The 16,039-nt window shown below is 71.0% G+C and carries 12 protein-coding genes; 8 read left to right on the top strand and 4 right to left on the bottom strand.

Annotated elements, in window-relative coordinates:
• The first annotated feature begins 153 nt into the window (after positions 1 to 153).
• Positions 154 to 1,596 (top strand): MFS transporter, encoded by a 1,443-nt coding sequence (locus GJR97_RS11815; protein ID WP_154346631.1) that lies wholly within the window; start codon positions 154 to 156, stop codon positions 1,594 to 1,596.
• A gap of 145 nt (positions 1,597 to 1,741) precedes the next feature.
• Here GJR97_RS11815 and GJR97_RS11810 read toward each other — a convergent pair whose 3' ends face one another.
• From GJR97_RS11810 to GJR97_RS11800, 3 genes are all read right to left on the bottom strand, one after another.
• Positions 1,742 to 2,047, bottom strand: a complete 306-nt coding sequence (locus GJR97_RS11810; RefSeq protein WP_154346630.1) for a metal-sensitive transcriptional regulator — start codon at positions 2,045 to 2,047, stop codon at positions 1,742 to 1,744.
• A gap of 18 nt (positions 2,048 to 2,065) precedes the next feature.
• Entirely contained in the window at positions 2,066 to 4,300 is a 2,235-nt protein-coding gene (locus tag GJR97_RS11805) for a heavy metal translocating P-type ATPase (RefSeq protein WP_154346628.1), read from the bottom strand.
• A gap of 64 nt (positions 4,301 to 4,364) precedes the next feature.
• Positions 4,365 to 5,534: an FAD-dependent oxidoreductase gene (locus GJR97_RS11800; RefSeq protein WP_195760685.1), complete on the bottom strand. Its 1,170-nt coding sequence runs from the start codon at positions 5,532 to 5,534 to the stop codon at positions 4,365 to 4,367.
• 88 nt (positions 5,535 to 5,622) lie between these two features.
• Here GJR97_RS11800 and GJR97_RS11795 point away from each other — a divergent pair, with 88 nt between their 5' ends.
• The 6 genes from GJR97_RS11795 to GJR97_RS11770 all read left to right on the top strand — a co-directional run bounded on the left by GJR97_RS11795 (position 5,623) and on the right by GJR97_RS11770 (position 11,685).
• The gene (locus GJR97_RS11795) at positions 5,623 to 5,832 is read left to right on the top strand and encodes a heavy-metal-associated domain-containing protein (protein WP_154346624.1); all 210 of its coding nucleotides are present in this window, start codon (positions 5,623 to 5,625) and stop codon (positions 5,830 to 5,832) included.
• Complete coding sequence (locus tag GJR97_RS11790) at positions 5,813 to 6,838, top strand: heavy-metal-associated domain-containing protein (RefSeq protein WP_154346622.1); 1,026 nt, start codon at positions 5,813 to 5,815, stop codon at positions 6,836 to 6,838. The genes GJR97_RS11795 and GJR97_RS11790 overlap by 20 nt, the downstream gene beginning before the upstream one ends.
• A gap of 26 nt (positions 6,839 to 6,864) precedes the next feature.
• Positions 6,865 to 9,192 (top strand): heavy metal translocating P-type ATPase, encoded by a 2,328-nt coding sequence (locus GJR97_RS11785; protein ID WP_154346620.1) that lies wholly within the window; start codon positions 6,865 to 6,867, stop codon positions 9,190 to 9,192.
• Between the two features lie 27 nt (positions 9,193 to 9,219).
• Positions 9,220 to 9,468 carry a YHS domain-containing protein gene (locus GJR97_RS11780; protein ID WP_154346618.1) on the top strand — a complete coding sequence of 83 codons (249 nt, stop codon included), beginning with the start codon at positions 9,220 to 9,222 and terminating at the stop codon, positions 9,466 to 9,468.
• 389 nt (positions 9,469 to 9,857) lie between these two features.
• Positions 9,858 to 10,538, top strand: coding sequence for a TIGR00266 family protein (locus tag GJR97_RS11775; protein WP_154346616.1), 681 nt, complete (start codon positions 9,858 to 9,860; stop codon positions 10,536 to 10,538).
• A 139-nt stretch (positions 10,539 to 10,677) separates the two neighbouring features.
• Complete coding sequence (locus GJR97_RS11770; RefSeq protein ID WP_154346972.1) at positions 10,678 to 11,685, top strand: adenosine deaminase; 1,008 nt, start codon at positions 10,678 to 10,680, stop codon at positions 11,683 to 11,685.
• Positions 11,686 to 11,880: 195 nt separating this feature from the next.
• On the opposite strand, the gene GJR97_RS11765 is transcribed toward GJR97_RS11770, so the two are convergent.
• The gene (locus GJR97_RS11765) at positions 11,881 to 12,963 is read right to left on the bottom strand and encodes a trypsin-like serine peptidase (protein WP_154346614.1); all 1,083 of its coding nucleotides are present in this window, start codon (positions 12,961 to 12,963) and stop codon (positions 11,881 to 11,883) included.
• Positions 12,964 to 13,724: 761 nt separating this feature from the next.
• On the opposite strand from GJR97_RS11765, the gene GJR97_RS11760 reads away from it, so the two are divergent.
• Complete coding sequence (locus GJR97_RS11760) at positions 13,725 to 16,004, top strand: alpha-L-rhamnosidase (protein ID WP_154346613.1); 2,280 nt, start codon at positions 13,725 to 13,727, stop codon at positions 16,002 to 16,004.
• Positions 16,005 to 16,039 lie beyond the last annotated feature (35 nt).

Here is a 16,039-nt window from a genome sequence, read left to right as displayed (position 1 = left end):
ACCCCATAGGGGTATTCCCGATTCGCTCGGTCGAGCCTCGCCCCTCGGGCGCGGCATGCCTGGGATTCGCGGACATCGCGATTGCGGGGAATACCCAATAGGGGTACACGTTGATACCCCACAGGGGTATTACCCCGGAAGGAGAAAGAGATCATGTCCACACCAACCGCGGCCGCTTCACGGCGCCGCTGGCTGGGCCTCGCGCTCATCGCGGCGGCCCAGTTCGTCGTCATCATGGACACGTCGATCATCGGCGTGGCCCTCCCGGAGATGCAGGCGGAGCTCGGCTTCACGCCGGAGTCCCTCTCCTGGGTGTTCAACGCCTACGTGGTCGCCTTCGGCGGCCTGCTGCTGCTCGGTGGTCGGTTGTCCGACCTGTTCGGCGCACGGCGGGTGTTCCTGACCGGATGGGCCGTCCTCGCCGCCGGGTCGATCCTCGCGGGTGCCGCTTCGGGCGTCGGCATGGAGATCGGCGGCCGCGCGATCCAGGGCGCCGGGGCCGCGCTGATCGCACCCGCAGCCCTGAGCCTGCTGATGGCACTCTTCGGCGGAACCCCGCACCTTCCCAAGGCGTTCGCGGTGTACGGCGCTGCGGCCCCGCTGGGCGGCACCGCCGGCGTCTTCCTCGGCGGCGTGCTCACCGAGTACACGAGCTGGCCGTGGGTGTTCTACGTCACCGTCCCGATCGCCCTCGCGGTGATCCTCCTCGCACCGAGCGCGCTGCCGCGCGTTCCCGGCCAGCGCGGTTCCGTCGACGTGCTCGGCGCCGTGACCGGCACTGCCGGCCTCGCCGCCCTGGTCTACGGCATCGTGCGCGCACCGGAGACCGGATGGGCCTCGGCCGAGGTGCTCATCGCACTGGCGGCAGGCGTCATCCTGCTCGGCCTGTTCTTCATCGTGCAGCGTGCGGCCCGGCAGCCGCTGCTGCGCCTCGGGATCTTCCGCACGCCGCAGCTCGGCGCCGCCAACACGGCGCAGTTGCTGCTCGGGGCCGCGTGGGTGCCGATGTGGTTCTTCCTGAACCTCTACCTCCAGCAGGTCCTCGGAGCGAGCTCATTCGCCGCGGGTGCGGCGCTCCTGCCGATGACCGTGCTCATCGTGGTCGGCATGACCACGGTCGCCCCGCGACTCCTGGCGCGATTCGGTGCGAAGTCCCTCATCATCGCCGGGTTCGCGTTCCTCGCGGCCGGGCTCGTCTGGCTCGGCTTCGTCCGCCCCGACGGGAACTACGTCGTGGACGTGCTCCCCGCGTCGCTGGTCGCCGCGTTCGGCATGGCGCTCGCGTTCATCCCCTCGCTCGGCACTGCGATCGGCGTGGCCCGCCCCGAGGAGACCGGTGTCGCCTCCGGGCTCGTGAACACGAGCTACCAGATCGGGTCCGCAGTCGGCCTGGCCGCCGTCACGGCGCTCAGCTCGGCCGTGGTCGGGACCGGCACCGGCGTGGTGGCCCTGACCGACGGGTACTCCGCCGCGTTCATCGGCGCCGCGGCGATCGCCGTGGTCGGCGGCCTCATCGCCGTCGTGACGCTCCGCGGAGCGAAGCCGGCGGGCGCCACTGGCGCCGCCCAGGACGAGCAGGTCCCCGTGGGTGCCTGACCTCGTTCAGCGACGGGAGGCGCGGGCCGAACGGTCCGCGCCTCCTCCGTGTCTCCGTCGTCCGATCGGCATCGAGCGCGGGATCGGCCTCGCATCGCGGGGCCGAGGGCTCGGTGGGCGGACCGGACCGACCCCGCGCGCCGGCTCAGGAACGCACCAGGCGCGCGATCGCGTCGGATGCCTCCTTGAGCTTCGCCTCGGCCTCGTCGCCGCCACGGACTGCGGCGTCGACGACGCAGTGCGTGATGTGGTCGTCCAGCAGGCCCAGTGCCACCGACTCGAGGGCCGAGGTGAGCGCGGAGATCTGCGTGAGGATGTCGATGCAGTACTGCTCCTCGTCGACCATGCGCTGGATGCCGCGGGTCTGGCCCTCGATCCGGCGCAGCCGTGCGAGGTACTTCGCCTTGTCGGTGATGTAGCCGTGCTGTTCGGTCTCGGCTGCGTCCGTCATGGGTCTCCTTCGGTCGGGCTATCGCCGGGACGGGGCCGGTTCGGGGGTGCTCCGGCCGACCCGATCCCCGATGATCGCGCGGGTGCTGCTCTCGGGGCGCAGGTCGAGTCGGCGGAGGAGCTGCGCGTTCCCGGCGACGATGATCGTCGAGAGCGACATCAGGATGGCGCCGACCGACATGGGCAGGACGAACCCGATCGGGGCGAGCACGCCGGCGGCCAGCGGCACCGAGATGAGGTTGTATCCGGCGGCCCACCACAGGTTCTGCTTCATCTTGCGATAGGTCGCCCGCGACAGTTCGATGACCGAGAGCACGGAACGCGGGTCGTCGCTGGCGAGGATGACGCCGGCGGAGGCGATCGCGACATCCGTGCCCGCGCCGATCGCGATGCCGACATCGGCCTGGGCGAGCGCGGGGGCGTCGTTGACGCCGTCGCCCACCATCGCCACCCTGCGTCCCTCGCGCTGCAGTTCCTGGACCTTCGCGGACTTGTCCTCGGGGCGGACGCCCGCGAAGTAGCGGTCGATGCCGAGGTCGGATGCCACGGACCGGGCCACCGCATCGGCGTCGCCGGTGATCATGACCACTTCGATGTCGAGCTCGTGCAGCGCGTCGACCGCCTCACGGGACTCGTCGCGGATCGCGTCGGCGAGCTCGAGCGCGCCGATCACCGTGCCGTCCTCGACCACGTGCAGGATGATCGCGCCGTGCTCGCGCCAGTCCTCCGCGATCGGGAGCTCGTCTTCGCCCTCCTCGGCGAGCAGGTGCGGACCGCCGACGCGGATCGTGGCGCCGTCGACGGTCGCCGTCACGCCCACCGCGGGTGCGGACTCGAATCCCGTCGCTGCGGCGATCTGCAGGCCCCGTTGCGTCGCCGACTCGACGATCGCACGTGCGAGGGGATGCTCGGAGTCGGTCTCGGCTGCCGCCGCGAGCGCCAGGACGTCGTCGGCGTCTCGTCCTGGCACGGTCTCGACGGCGACGACGGTCGGCTGGCCCTTGGTGAGCGTGCCGGTCTTGTCGAAGAGGACGCTGGTCACCGTGCGCATGCTCTCGAGCGCCAGGCGGTCCTTGATCAGCACGCCGCCGCGGGCGGCGCGCTCGGTCGCGATCGAGACCACCAGGGGGATCGCGAGGCCCAGGGCGTGCGGGCACGCGATCACGAGGACGGTGATCGTGCGCACGACCGCCTCGTCCGGGAGTCCGATCATGCTCCAGACCGCCGCGGTGATCACGGCCGCGCCGAGTGCGAACCAGAACAGCCACGCGGCCGCCCGGTCGGCGATGCGCTGCGCGCGCGACGAGGAGTTCTGGGCGTCCTCGACCAGCCGACGGATGCCCGCCAGCGCCGTGTCGTCGCCAACCGCGTCGACCTCGATGCGGATGCCCGAATCGGTGGCGACGGTGCCGGCGACGACGTGGTCGCCGTCGCTGCGCCGGACGGTCTTCGATTCGCCGGTGATCATGGACTCGTCCATGCTCGCCGTGCCGGCGATGACCGTTCCGTCGGCGGGCACCCGTCCGCCCGGGCGGACGACGACGACGTCGCCGACGCGGAGGTCGGCGGGAGCCACGGTGACCGTCTCGTCGCCCTCCACGCGCTCCGCCTCGTCGGGCAGCAGTGCGGCGAGCGAGTCGAGCGCCGACGTCGTCTGCGCGAGCGAGCGCATCTCGAGCCAGTGCCCGAGCAGCATGATCACGATCAGCAGGCCGAGTTCCCACCAGAAGTCCAGCTCGTGGTCGAGCAGTCCGATGGTCGCGCCCCAGCTGGCGAGGAACGCCACGGTGATTGCGAGGCCGATGAGGAGCATCATGCCGGGCTTGAGTGCCCGGAGTTCGCTCACCGCGCCGGTCAGGAACGGGCGTCCGCCCCAGACGTACATGACGGTGCCGAGGACCGGCGAGATCCAGGCGGCCCACGCTCCGGCGGGCAGTTCGTAGCCGAGGAGCATCGCGAACATGGGGGAGAAGGCGACGACCGGTACGGCGAGCACGAGGTTGATCCAGAACAGCCTGCGGAACTGCCCGACGTGATCGCCGTGGCCGGCGTGGCCGCCGTGCCCTTCATGGCCGGCATGGCCGCCGTGGCCGCCGTGCTCGGAGTGCTCGCCGTGACCGCCGTGCTCCTCGTGCTGCTGCATCGAGGGGCCCGCGCCCGTCGACCCGGCGTGTGCGGCGTGGTCGGCGTGATCGTGATGCTCGTGCCCGACCCGTACGGTCTGGTCCGTGTCGCTGCGTGCGCGCTCGTCCATCGTCTCGCCCTCCCGCGTCGTCAAGCGAACGGCGATCGCCGTTCGTCGGCGCCGACGAGAGCGATTATACCCCTATGGGGTACTGACGCAACGGTTCGCGCAGGTCTCGACGTGCCGACTCCGCGATGCTGCGCACCGTTCCGGCGGCATCGATGCCCGCGACGGCGGTGACCTGCCCGAAATGGCGGCCGACGCCCACGACCTCGTCAGAGTCGTGACGAGACCACTGGGTGGCACGGGTGGCGACCCCCCACGCGGTCAGCGTCCCGCCGTGGATGCGAGCGGAGTACCCCGACTCGAATCGGTACTCGCCGGGATCGGCGGCGCCCAGGAGGTCGTGGAGGATCGAACGGGCGGCGTGCGCCCCCTGCGCCGCCGCGTCGTCCCAGTGGTCGACTCGCACGGCCGTGCCGTGGGACAGGATCGACGCGACGCCGCCCGCGGCGTAGACCCCGCGGAGTCCGGTCCTCAGCCGGGCATCGACGGTGAGGTCGCCGGTCCGCGCCCCGACCGACGGTCGACGGGCGAGCGTTCCGTGCGCGACGATCGCCACGTCGGCCTCGACGGTCTCGCCGTCGGCGAGCTCGACGACGACGATGTCGGATCGCGTCGTGGCGCGGGCGACGTCTCGGCCGGTCCGGATCCGGATTCGATCGCGATGCCGGCGGAGCAGGTCCGATGCGACCGTCGGGCCGAGCTGGTCGCGCAGGGGGAGGGGTGACCGGGCGAGCAGGGTCACGTCGACTCCGGAGTCGGCGAGCAGCGACGCGGTCTCGGATCCGATCAGGCCGGCGCCGAGCACGGCGACGCGACCGCCGCTCGAGGGCAGCAGGCTGCGGATCCGCTCCGCATCCTCGATCGAGTGCAGTGGCAGGATCCGCTCCGCCCCGGCGTCCCCGTCCGGGCTGAACGAGTGTCGCCGCGGCGCGCTGCCGGTCGCGATCACGACCGCGGTGGGTGCGACGCGATCGCCCGAACGGAGGTGAACCATGCCGTCGGCCTGCACGGCCGCCACCTCGTCCTCCAGGAGCTCGGTGCCGGCCGGGATCGGTCGCCCGAGCTGCTCGGGGCCGAGCAGGCCGATCAGCACGCCCTTGTTGACCAGCGTCCGGTTGGTCGGGCCGGTCGGGTCGACGATCGTCACCGGCCCCGGCCAGCCCGATCGCACGAGCGTGTCTGCTGCGGACCAGCCGGCGGCGCCGGCTCCGACGATCAGCGCGTGTTCTGACGACATGACGACCTCCCGGTGCGGAATACCCCAGTGGGGTATATGGTTGTCGATCATACCGCATACCCCACCCCCCTATTGAAAGGATGAGGCGATGACCATATTCGAGTACCAGGTGACCGGGATGACCTGCGGACACTGCGAACTCTCCATCCGCGAGGAGGTCTCCGAGATCGCAGGCGTGACGAGCGTCGACGTGTCCGCCGTGACCGGCCGTCTCGTCGTGGGCTCCGACGCAGACCTCGACGACCAGGCCGTGCTCGACGCCGTGCAGGAGGCCGGCTATGTCGCGCAGCGGCGGTGAGCTGAGCCCCGCGCTCCGGCTCGGGCTCTTCGGAGCCGGTCTCGCCGGCGTCTTCGGCCTCGCCGTCGCCGTCGGTCCGGTCGTCGTGCCCTCGGGCACCGTCAGCGCATGGGCGCAGCGGGCCGAGCATGACGGACCCCACGGGTCGGCCGAAGACGAGGCGTCCGAGTCGGACTCGCACCCGGGTCCCGACGAGGTGCCCGGGCTCTCCCTCGACGCCGACGGCTACCGCCTCGACGGCCTGCATGCACCGGGCGAGACGGGCGACCCCGGCGAACTCGGCTTCCGGATCCTCGATGTCCACGACGACCCGGTGACGGACTTCGACCTCACCCATGAGCGGCCCCTGCACCTGATCGTGGTGCGCTCCGACGGCGCGCAGTTCCGTCACGTGCATCCCGAACTGGGCGCGGACGGCGTCTGGAGCATCCCGTGGGACTGGGACGCCGCGGGAGGGTATCGACTCTTCGCCGACTTCCGGCCCGCCGGGCACGACCGCACGCTCACCCTCACCACGACTACGACCGTCAACGGGCCCCTGACGGCCACGGATGCGCCGGCGGCCGGCGAGCGGGTCGTGCAGGCCGGGCCCTACACCGTCGAGCTCTCGAGGGATCCCGTTGCGGGCACCGAGGCCGAACTCGAGTTCACGGTCCGACAGGACGGCAGACCCGTCACTGCGATCGAGCCGTACCTCGGCGCAGCGGGGCACCTCGTCATGCTCCGCGTCGGCGACCTCGGGTACCTCCACGCGCACCCCCTCGACGAGGCCGACACCGTCGGCACGACCGACCTCGGACCGGTCATCCGGTTCGCAGCCACCCCGCCGACGGCGGGTGACTACCTGGTCTACGTCGACTTCCGGGTCGCCGGGCAGGTGCACACCGCAGCATTCACCGTGGTCGCGACACCCGGCGAGGCGGAGGCGGAACCCCACGCCGAGAGCGGCGACCACGCCGAGAGCGGTGACCACGCCGAGAGCGGCGACCACGCCGCAGGCCATTGAGCAGGACCGAGGAGGAAGGAACTCCGATGAACGAGAGCGCCCTGAAGACACCGCCGCCGACCGAGGTCGTCGAACTGGACATCGGCGGGATGACCTGCGCGTCATGTGCGATGCGGATCGAGCGGAAGCTGAACAAGCTCGACGGCGTGACGGCCACCGTCAACTACGCCACCGAGAAGGCCCGCGTCGAGGTTCCGCACGGGCTCACCACCGACGCCGTGATCGCGGAGATCCGGAAGACCGGCTACACCGCCGAGGCCCCGGCCCCGCCGACGGCGGAGGCCTCGGGCGAGCTGGGCGCGGGTGATGCCGGGGACGGCGAGCTGCGGACGCTCCGGCATCGGCTGATCGGCTCGGTCGTACTGTCCGTTCCGGTCATCCTCATGGCGATGATCCCGGTGCTCCAGTTCCCGTTCTGGCAGTGGCTCTCGCTCGCGCTCGCCGCGCCGGTCATCGTCTGGGCCGCGTGGCCGTTCCATCGGGCCGCGCTGGTGAACCTGCGCCACGGCGCCGCGACGATGGACACGCTCGTGTCGGTCGGGACATCCGCCGCGTTGCTCTGGTCGGTCTACGCGCTGTTCCTCGGCACCGCGGGCACGCCCGGCATGACCCATCCGTTCGAACTGACCGTGGCTCCCACCGACGGCGCCGCGAACATCTACCTCGAGGTGGCCGCGGGCGTGACCATGTTCGTCCTGGCCGGTCGCTACTTCGAGAAGCGATCGAAGCGCACAGCCGGCGCCGCGCTGCGCGCCCTGCTCCAGCTCGGCGCGAAGGATGTCGCCGTGCCGAGGGACCGCCGCGAGGAGCGCATCCCGATCGAGCAGCTCAGCGTCGGCGACGAGTTCGTCGTGCGCCCGGGCGAGAAGATCGCGACCGACGGCGTGGTCGTCGAGGGCCGCAGTGCGATCGACCAGTCGATGCTCACCGGAGAGTCGGTTCCGGTCGAGGTGACCGTCGGCGACCCGGTCGTCGGCGCGACCGTCAACGCCGGGGGCAGGCTCGTCGTGCGTGCGACGCGCGTCGGCGCCGACACCCAGCTCGCGCAGATGGCGAAGCTCGTCGAGGACGCCCAGTCCGGGAAGGCGCAGGTCCAGCGCTTGGCCGACCGGATCTCCGGGGTCTTCGTCCCGATCGTGCTCGCCCTCACCGCCGGCACGCTCGGCGTCTGGCTGGGAGCGGGGTTCCCCGTCGCCGCCGCATTCACCGCGGCCGTCGCCGTGCTGATCATCGCCTGCCCCTGCGCGCTGGGCCTCGCCACCCCGACGGCGCTGCTCGTCGGCACGGGCCGCGGTGCGCAGCTCGGCATCCTGATCAAGGGACCCGAGGTCCTCGAGTCGACGCGGAAGGTCGACACCGTGGTGCTCGACAAGACCGGAACCGTGACGACCGGTCGGATGACGCTGCTCGCCGTGCACGCGGCGGCAGGGGAGACCGAGGCCGAGGTGCTCCGCATCGCCGGGGCCCTCGAGGATGCGTCGGAGCACCCGATCGCGCAGGCGATCGCCGCAGGTGCCACCGCCCGGATCGGGGAGCTCGGCAGCGTGGAGTCGTTCGAGAACCACGAGGGTCGGGGCGTCCACGGCATCGTCGACGGCCACCTGGCCGTCGTCGGCAGGGAATCGCTGCTCGACGAGTGGGCGATCGAGGTCCCCGAGGACCTGCGTGCGGCGAAGCTGGATGCCGAGTCCGCCGGGCAGACGGCCGTGCTGGCCGGGTGGGACGGCGCCGCGCGCGGCGTGCTCGTCGTCGCCGACCGCGTGAAGGACACCAGCCGAGAGGCGATCGCGGCCCTTCGCCGCCTGGGCCTCACGCCGGTGCTGCTCACCGGCGACAACGCCACGGTCGCACGGCACGTCGCCGACGAGGTCGGCATCGACGAGGTCATCGCCGATGTCCTCCCGGCCGAGAAGGTCGGCGTCGTCCGAGACCTGCAGGCGTCGGGAAAGGTCGTCGCGATGGTCGGGGACGGCGTGAACGATGCCGCGGCGCTCGCGCGGGCCGACCTCGGCCTGGCGATGGGCACCGGCACCGACGCGGCCATCGAGGCCGCCGACATCACGCTCGTCCGCGGCGACCTCCGAGCGGTGGGCGACGCCATCCGGTTGTCGCGCCGGACCCTCGGGACGATCAAGACGAACCTCTTCTGGGCGTTCGCCTACAACGTGGCCGCGATCCCGCTGGCCTCGCTCGGCCTGCTGAACCCGATGCTCGCCGGCGCCGCGATGGCGTTCTCCAGCGTCTTCGTCGTCAGCAACAGCCTCCGCCTGCGGACCTTCCGCTCGCGGACCACCGGCGCCTCGCGCGCCACCACCACCGCGACCGCACCGGCGCGGGAAATCGAGACCGCGTGATCCACGCGACCTGAAAGGACACCATCCATGAGCGCACACTGCTGCAGCACCGGCAACGCCACCGGCCACGCCTCGAAGCCCGACGAGGCGACCGACCTGCTGCGAGGCCCCGACGACCTGGCCGAGTGCCCGGTCATGCCCGGGAGCATGGTCGTGAAGGCCGACGCGGAGCGGGCCGGCCTCTTCCGCGACCACGACGGACAGCGGTACTGGTTCTGCTGCGCCGCCTGCGGGCCGCTCTTCGACGCGGACCCGGAGCGGTACGCGATGGCCTGAACCGAGGCCCGACGGAGCCGGCCGCGCGCCGGCTCCGTCGGGCGTTCGGCGAGCGTCGACCCCGTCGCGGCGAGCGGGCGGCGGATGCTCCGCTCGCGCGCCGCACTCGCCTTGGGCGCGTGCCGAAGGTCCCGAGTCGACGCGCGATGCACGGACGAGGTTCTGGGCCATCGAGGGGTTCGGGACGGTGATCCTGTCGCATCTCGACGGTCGGGCACGCGCCGGGACGGAGACGTAGCGGAGCCCGCCGACCGCCTGCCGCGGTCTCGGACATCGACTCCCGCTGGAGTGGGCAGGTCACCGGGGGACACGGCCACCGTAGCGGACGGTGGAGTCCGGTACCAGTAGGGTGTGGCGCAAACGCACGTGACGAGCACTCGGGGGAACGCATGGACGTGGATATCTCTTCAGGACCCGCCTTCGCGATGGGCACGGTGACGCTGCCACCGGGCGGGTCGGTGCGGGTCGAGGCGGGGGCCATGGCGATGACCCGCGGAGACATCACGATCGAGACGTCGACACGGGGCGGCTTCATGAAGGGGCTGCGGCGGAGCCTCGGCGGTGAGAGCTTCTTCGTCAACGACTTCCACTCCGGCAGCGGCGGTCAGGTCGGCGTGGCCGCCACCCTGCCCGGCGACATGACGAAGGTCGCGTTGGACGGCGGGACCGCGCTGCTCGTCCAGTCGGGTTCCTGGAGCGCCTCGGATCCCTCGATCGACGTGGACTCGAAGTGGGGCGGCGGCAAGTCGTTCTTCAGCGGCGAGGGGTTGATCCTGCTCCGCTGCACGGGGACGGGTGACCTGCTGCTCTCGACGTACGGGGCGATCGTCCCTGCGGAACTCGCCGCAGGCGAGACGATGACGCTCGACACCGGACATGTGGTCGCGTTCGACGAGACGGTCCAGTACGCGGTGCGCAAGGCGGGCAGCTGGAAGTCGACGATCCTCGGCGGCGAGGGCCTCGTCACCGACTTCACCGGCCCGGGCCGGGTATGGCTGCAGACGCGCTCGAGCTTCGACCTGATCGAGTGGATCAAGCGGGTCAACCCGCAGCGCTCCTCCGGTTCGTAGGAACCGGGCACACCTGCTCCGGCTCGGGCAGGGGAGCCGACAGCTCTCCTACCCGCCGTGGGCGCGTGCCGAAGGTCCCGAGCCGCCTCCGGATGTGCGGACTATCTTCTGAGCCATCTGAGGGTTCGGGACGGTGAACATGTCGTATCTCGTGCGGCCGCCGGTCGCGGAACTCCACCTCCACCTCGAGGGAACGCTGGAGCCCGCATTCATCATCGAGACGGCCTCGAAGCACGGCATCGAGTTGCCGTGGCGGTCGCTCGAGCACCTCGAGGCGCAGTACGACTTCACCGACCTCCAGTCGTTCCTCGACCTCCTCTACGTGAACCTCGAGGTCCTGCGCGACGAGGACGACTTCGCAGAGGTCACCCGTCGCTACCTCGTTCGAGCAGCGGCAGCAGGGGTGCGGCACGCGGAGATCTTCTTCGACGTCCAAGCGCACACCCGACGCGGGATCCCGGCCGAGACCGTCGTCCGCGGCATCCGGAGCGCACTGGACCGCAGCGTTGCCGACCACGGGATGACGACGAAGCTCATCATGTCGTTCTGGCGCGACCTTCCGGCGGAGGACGCGATGGGCGCGCTCACCCATGTACTCGGTGCCGGCCTGCCGATCGATGGCATCGGCTTGGACTCCGCGGAGGTCGGCTACCCGCCGTCACTGTTCGTCGAGGTCTACCGGATGGCTCGCGACGCGGGGTTGCATGTTGTGGCGCACGCTGGTGAGGAGGGCCCGGCCGAGTACGTCTGGGAGGCCCTCGACCTGCTGCACGTCGAACGCGTCGACCACGGCATCCGGAGTCTCGAGGATCCCGAGCTCGTCGAGCGACTGGTGCGCGAGCGCGTTCCACTCACCGTCTGCCCGCTGTCGAACGTCCGACTGCGCACGGTCGAGACGATGGCGGAGCATCCGCTGCCTCGGATGCTCGAACTCGGCCTGCTCGTGAGCCTGAACTCCGACGACCCGGCCTACTTCGGCGGCTACCTCGATGCGAACTTCGACGCTGTCGTCGCGGAGTTCGGCCTGGACGCCCGAGCGGTCGAGCAGCTGGCGAGGAACTCGATCGACTCCGCGTTTCTGGAGCCGGACGAGCGCGCTCGGCTCCATGGCGAGATCGATACGTGGAAGCGCGATCGATCCGATTGAGACGTGGCAGGCGCCCGGGTGGCGGCGGATCGTCTGACTCGCCCGGATACGCGAAGACCCCCGGGTGAACCGGGGGTCTTCGCGGGCGGCTCCGACCGGCATCGATCCGGTTTCGCCGCCGCCCCGTCGACACGGCGCCGTGGCGCGCCCCGAGCCGGCGACGCGACGCTGGCTCATCTCCCGGGGTCGGGCGTGTCAGGGCTCCACCGTCAGCACATGTCGAGCCAGTTCGGGCAGCGGGTTCCCTCCGCCGGCAGCGTTGGGACCCGGCGTGGTGTTCCAGTTCTCGGCGCTCTGGCTGGCGATGACGTGCGGTCCCACTTCGCCGTCCCACCAGCCGAAGAACGGCCCGCCGGACTGGCCGGGGATCACGTCGTTCTCATGCATGATGCGGAAAGAGTCGCGACCCCCGGTCGACTCGGTGACGGTGCTGTCCATCACGCCGGGTCCGTGGTAGATCGGCCGGTCGCCGCCCGAATCACGCGGATAGCCGACATGGGCCCAGTACGCGCCGCCGTCCCAGTCGGTGGAGTAGCCGCGAGTCCCCATCCACCCGGTGAGGTCACCGAGCGGCTGATCGAGCACGCAGACCACGTAGTCGAAGGCCGCCTCCTGGGACTGGATCCGGTCGGACGCATCCGCCTGCAGCCACCAGTAGATCCGCGTCGCATAGGCGAAGCCGAAGGGTTCGCTCGTGTCGAAGACCATGGGGCTGAACTTCACCCAGCCTGCAGTGTTGTTCGGACCCCAATCGATGACGTGGCTGGCTGTCATCATGTGACGGCGCCCGATCATCACGCCGGACCCGCTCCCGCCGGGCGTGTCGACCCGTCCGCAGCAGCTCCAGGGATAGGAGGTGTCGGAGAACTCGAAGCGGGTGTCGGGCTGGAACACGGTGGTGGGATCGCCGCTGTCATCCTCCTCGCCGATCGGCCGCCGCGCCCAGCGTCGTCGGTACAGGTCTTCGGGAAGCTCGTCGGGCCGCGGGTGTACTGCCAGGTGGGGTGGCCGGAATGCGGGCAGATCCACTTCGCCTTCCGGGCGTTCGAGCACTTCGCCCGCGTCGATCTCCTCGATCCTGGGAGGGAAGGCATGCCGGCCCACCTGACCGACCTCGGCGATCACATCGACCGAACGATCCCGACTCTCCAGCCGGTACTCCACGGCGTCGACCAGGTCGAAGCTCGCGATGCGAAGGCTGGCGCGCTCAGCCAGCGGCTCGGCCTCCCGTCGCTCGACGCGGTCCCGCCACGAGTCGAATTCAAGTGGAGCGTCCATGGCTCAGCCTCTCGTCAGCGATGACGCGCTCTCCATTCCGAACCACCGGGCTCATCTCAGCGTCCGCTGTCGTGACGTCCGGCTCGACGAGAGACGCCCTTCCTGTGTACTCGCACCCTGCGGAACCGAGTAGTCCTCACTTATGTGGACGTCCAACGCCGAGCGGTTCGGCGTCGGAGATGTGCGCCGCCGCGGTCGGCCCCACCCCGCCCCGCGTGCCCCCGGAGTCGTCGTCGGCCTCGAGGTCGGCCTGCGTGGGGCTTCGGCCTCGGGCGCGTGCTGCAGGTTCACGGGCACCGATCTCGGGCAGGGGACGTTGGATCCGGGGGCGCGCGGGTGCGGCGACACGTCGCCGATCAGCTCGCCGTTGCGCATGTCCGCGAGCGAGTTCGCGATGGCGGGCAGGGGGCGAAGCCTGGGCACGGATCGCGTCCTCCGCCCCCTACCCGGAAACGCGAAGACCCCGGCTTCCCGGGGGTTTTCTGCTGTGGCTCCGACCGGCATCGATCCGGTGACCTTTCGATTTTCAGTCCGCCCCGCAGGCCCGGGATCACGCAGATCCTGTATTCGCGGCCAATCGATACGCGGCAGAGACGGCCAACGTGATCAGAGTGATGTCATCGCTGAGTCGCCCGATTGTGGGCAGGATGTGGGCACGTGTCCGGCGTCGGCGGAGTTCCGCATTTCTGCGGATGCCGCGAGCGCGACGACCACCTAGCGTGACGAGCGTTCCGTGCACCGAGATGGAGTCCGCAGCACCGATGAGCCCTTGGCACGCCCACATGATCTCCGCCGCCGACCACCTCACCGACGCCCCGCTCTTCCGGCGCGAGTTCGTGCTCGATCCCGGGCACGGCGATGTCGTGAGCGCGATGCTGCGTGCGACGGCGCTCGGAGTCGTGGAGGCGTGGGTGAACGGCCTGCCGGCGTCGGAGGACGTGCTGACCCCGGGATGGACCAGCTACGAGTGGCGCCTCCGCTATGCGGAGTGGGACGTCACCGCCCTGATCGAGCCGACCACCGTGATTGGGCTCGCGGTCGGGAACGGCTGGTACCGAGGCAAGCTCGGCTGGACCGGCGGATCGCGCTACTACGGCCACGAGCTGGGTGCGTTCGCCGAGCTCCGGATCCGCTTCGCGGACGGCCACGTGCAGACGGTCGGCACAGACGAGTCCTGGAGCGCCGGTCCGTCGGCGACGACGGCCGACGACCTGTACGACGGCCAGGAGATCGACGCCCGTCGCCGGTCGGACGCGTGGCTTCGTCCGGGGTTCTCCGGCCCGGCGTGGGGCGCCGTGCATCGCACCGACTTCGATCACTCTGTGCTCGAACCGTACATCGGCCCGCCCGTGCGGCGGCAGCAGTCGGTCGCCCCGGTCGAGGTCTGGGAGTCGGCCCGCGGATCCGTCATGGTGGACTTCGGCCAGAACCTCGTGGGCTGGGTCCGCGTCGACGTCCACGGCGAGGCCGGCGACGTGGTGACCCTGCGGCACGCGGAAGTGCTCGAGGACGGCGAGCTGGGGACGCGCCCGCTGCGGACCGCGCGCGCGACCGACCGGTACGTACTCTCCGGCGGACCGGACGTCTTCGAACCCACGTTCACCTTCCACGGCTTCCGGTTCGTCGAGGTTGACGGATGGCCGGGCGGGGCCGCGTCGCTGCGCGACCGCGGCGGGCTGGAGGCCATCGTCGTGAGCTCCGAGCTGCGCCGGATCGGGCGGTTCGGCTGTTCCGACCCGGTGCTCGAGCGCCTGCACGAGAACGCGGTCTGGGGCATGCGGGGCAACTTCCTCGACGTCCCCACCGACTGTCCGCAGCGCGACGAGCGCATGGGCTGGACCGGAGACATCGCGGTCTTCGCGCCGAGCGCGGTCTATCTCGCCGACGCGGGCGACTTCCTCCGGGACTGGCTCAGGGACCTCGCGCTCGAGCAGGCCGGGCACGATGGTCGTGTTCCGTTCGTCGTCCCGGACGTCATCAAGTACCTGAACCACGGCTCGTCGCTGTTGAAGGACGAGACGACCGCGATCTGGAGCGACGCCGCGGTGTGGGTGCCATGGGCGGTGTGGACCGCCTATGCGGATCTGGCGGTGCTCGAGGAGCAGTGGCCCTCGATCGCGTCGCACATTCGGACGGTTCGGGATCTGCTCTCGCCGAACGGCCTCTGGGACACCGGCTTCCAGTTCGGCGACTGGCTCGACCCCGACGCGCCGCCCACGGCCCCCTGGCAGGCGAAGGCGGACCCCGCCGTGGTGGCCACGGCCTGCGCGTTCCGCACGGCGACGCTCGCTGCCCGGATCGCCGAGGTGCTCGGCCGCGACGTCGAGGCCGCGGAGTTCGCCGCGATGGCGGGCTCGCTGCGAGCGGCGTTCTCCGAGCACTACGTCGACGGCGACCGCATCCGCAGCGACTGTCCCACCGTCTACGCGCTCGCCATCGCCTTCGATCTTCTCGACGACGAGCAGCGCGACGCCGCCGGGCGGCGGCTGGCCGAACTCGTCCGTGAGGGCGGGTACCGGATCTCCACGGGGTTCGCCGGCACGCCGTACGTCCTCGACGCCCTCACGCGGACCGGTCACCTCGCCGACGCCTACCGGCTGCTGATGCAGCGCGAGTGCCCGTCGTGGCTGTACCCCGTCACGATGGGGGCCACGACGATCTGGGAGCGCTGGGACTCGATGCTTCCGGACGGCCGGATCAACCCGGGCGAGATGACGAGCTTCAACCACTACGCGCTCGGCGCGGTCGTGGATTGGATGCACCGGACGATCGGCGGCCTGGCACCCCTCGAGCCCGGATACCGTCGTGCACTGGTGGCGCCGCAGCCGGGTGGCGGGCTCAGTTGGGCGCAGACGAGCCTCGACACGCCGTCCGGAACGATCGCGGTGGGCTGGCGCATCGAGGCGGGGCAGCTGGCCGTCGACGTCGACGTGCCCGATTCGGTCGAGGCCGTGCTCCGGCTCCCGGGACGCGACGACGAGGTGCTGGCGTCGGGCCGGCACCGACGGTCGGTTCCCGCCTCGGCGGCGACAGCAGGGTGATCCTCCCCCACGTCGTGACGCGGGGGAGGATCGTG

The sequence above is a fragment of the Agromyces kandeliae genome, assembly GCF_009674665.1.
GTDB lineage: Bacteria > Actinomycetota > Actinomycetes > Actinomycetales > Microbacteriaceae > Agromyces > Agromyces kandeliae.
The sequence above is the reverse complement of the archived record's forward strand: the minus strand, read 5'-3'. Positions and strand labels throughout refer to the sequence as shown.

Coding starts and splice junctions, on each gene's coding strand:
- GJR97_RS11815 (WP_154346631.1), top strand. CDS start 154: ATGTCCACACCAACCGCGGCCGCTTCACGGCGCCGCTGGCTGGGCCTC.
- GJR97_RS11810 (WP_154346630.1), bottom strand. CDS start 2,047: ATGACGGACGCAGCCGAGACCGAACAGCACGGCTACATCACCGACAAG.
- GJR97_RS11805 (WP_154346628.1), bottom strand. CDS start 4,300: ATGGACGAGCGCGCACGCAGCGACACGGACCAGACCGTACGGGTCGGG.
- GJR97_RS11800 (WP_195760685.1), bottom strand. CDS start 5,534: ATGTCGTCAGAACACGCGCTGATCGTCGGAGCCGGCGCCGCCGGCTGG.
- GJR97_RS11795 (WP_154346624.1), top strand. CDS start 5,623: ATGACCATATTCGAGTACCAGGTGACCGGGATGACCTGCGGACACTGC.
- GJR97_RS11790 (WP_154346622.1), top strand. CDS start 5,813: ATGTCGCGCAGCGGCGGTGAGCTGAGCCCCGCGCTCCGGCTCGGGCTC.
- GJR97_RS11785 (WP_154346620.1), top strand. CDS start 6,865: ATGAACGAGAGCGCCCTGAAGACACCGCCGCCGACCGAGGTCGTCGAA.
- GJR97_RS11780 (WP_154346618.1), top strand. CDS start 9,220: ATGAGCGCACACTGCTGCAGCACCGGCAACGCCACCGGCCACGCCTCG.
- GJR97_RS11775 (WP_154346616.1), top strand. CDS start 9,858: ATGGACGTGGATATCTCTTCAGGACCCGCCTTCGCGATGGGCACGGTG.
- GJR97_RS11770 (WP_154346972.1), top strand. CDS start 10,678: ATGTCGTATCTCGTGCGGCCGCCGGTCGCGGAACTCCACCTCCACCTC.
- GJR97_RS11765 (WP_154346614.1), bottom strand. CDS start 12,963: ATGGACGCTCCACTTGAATTCGACTCGTGGCGGGACCGCGTCGAGCGA.
- GJR97_RS11760 (WP_154346613.1), top strand. CDS start 13,725: ATGAGCCCTTGGCACGCCCACATGATCTCCGCCGCCGACCACCTCACC.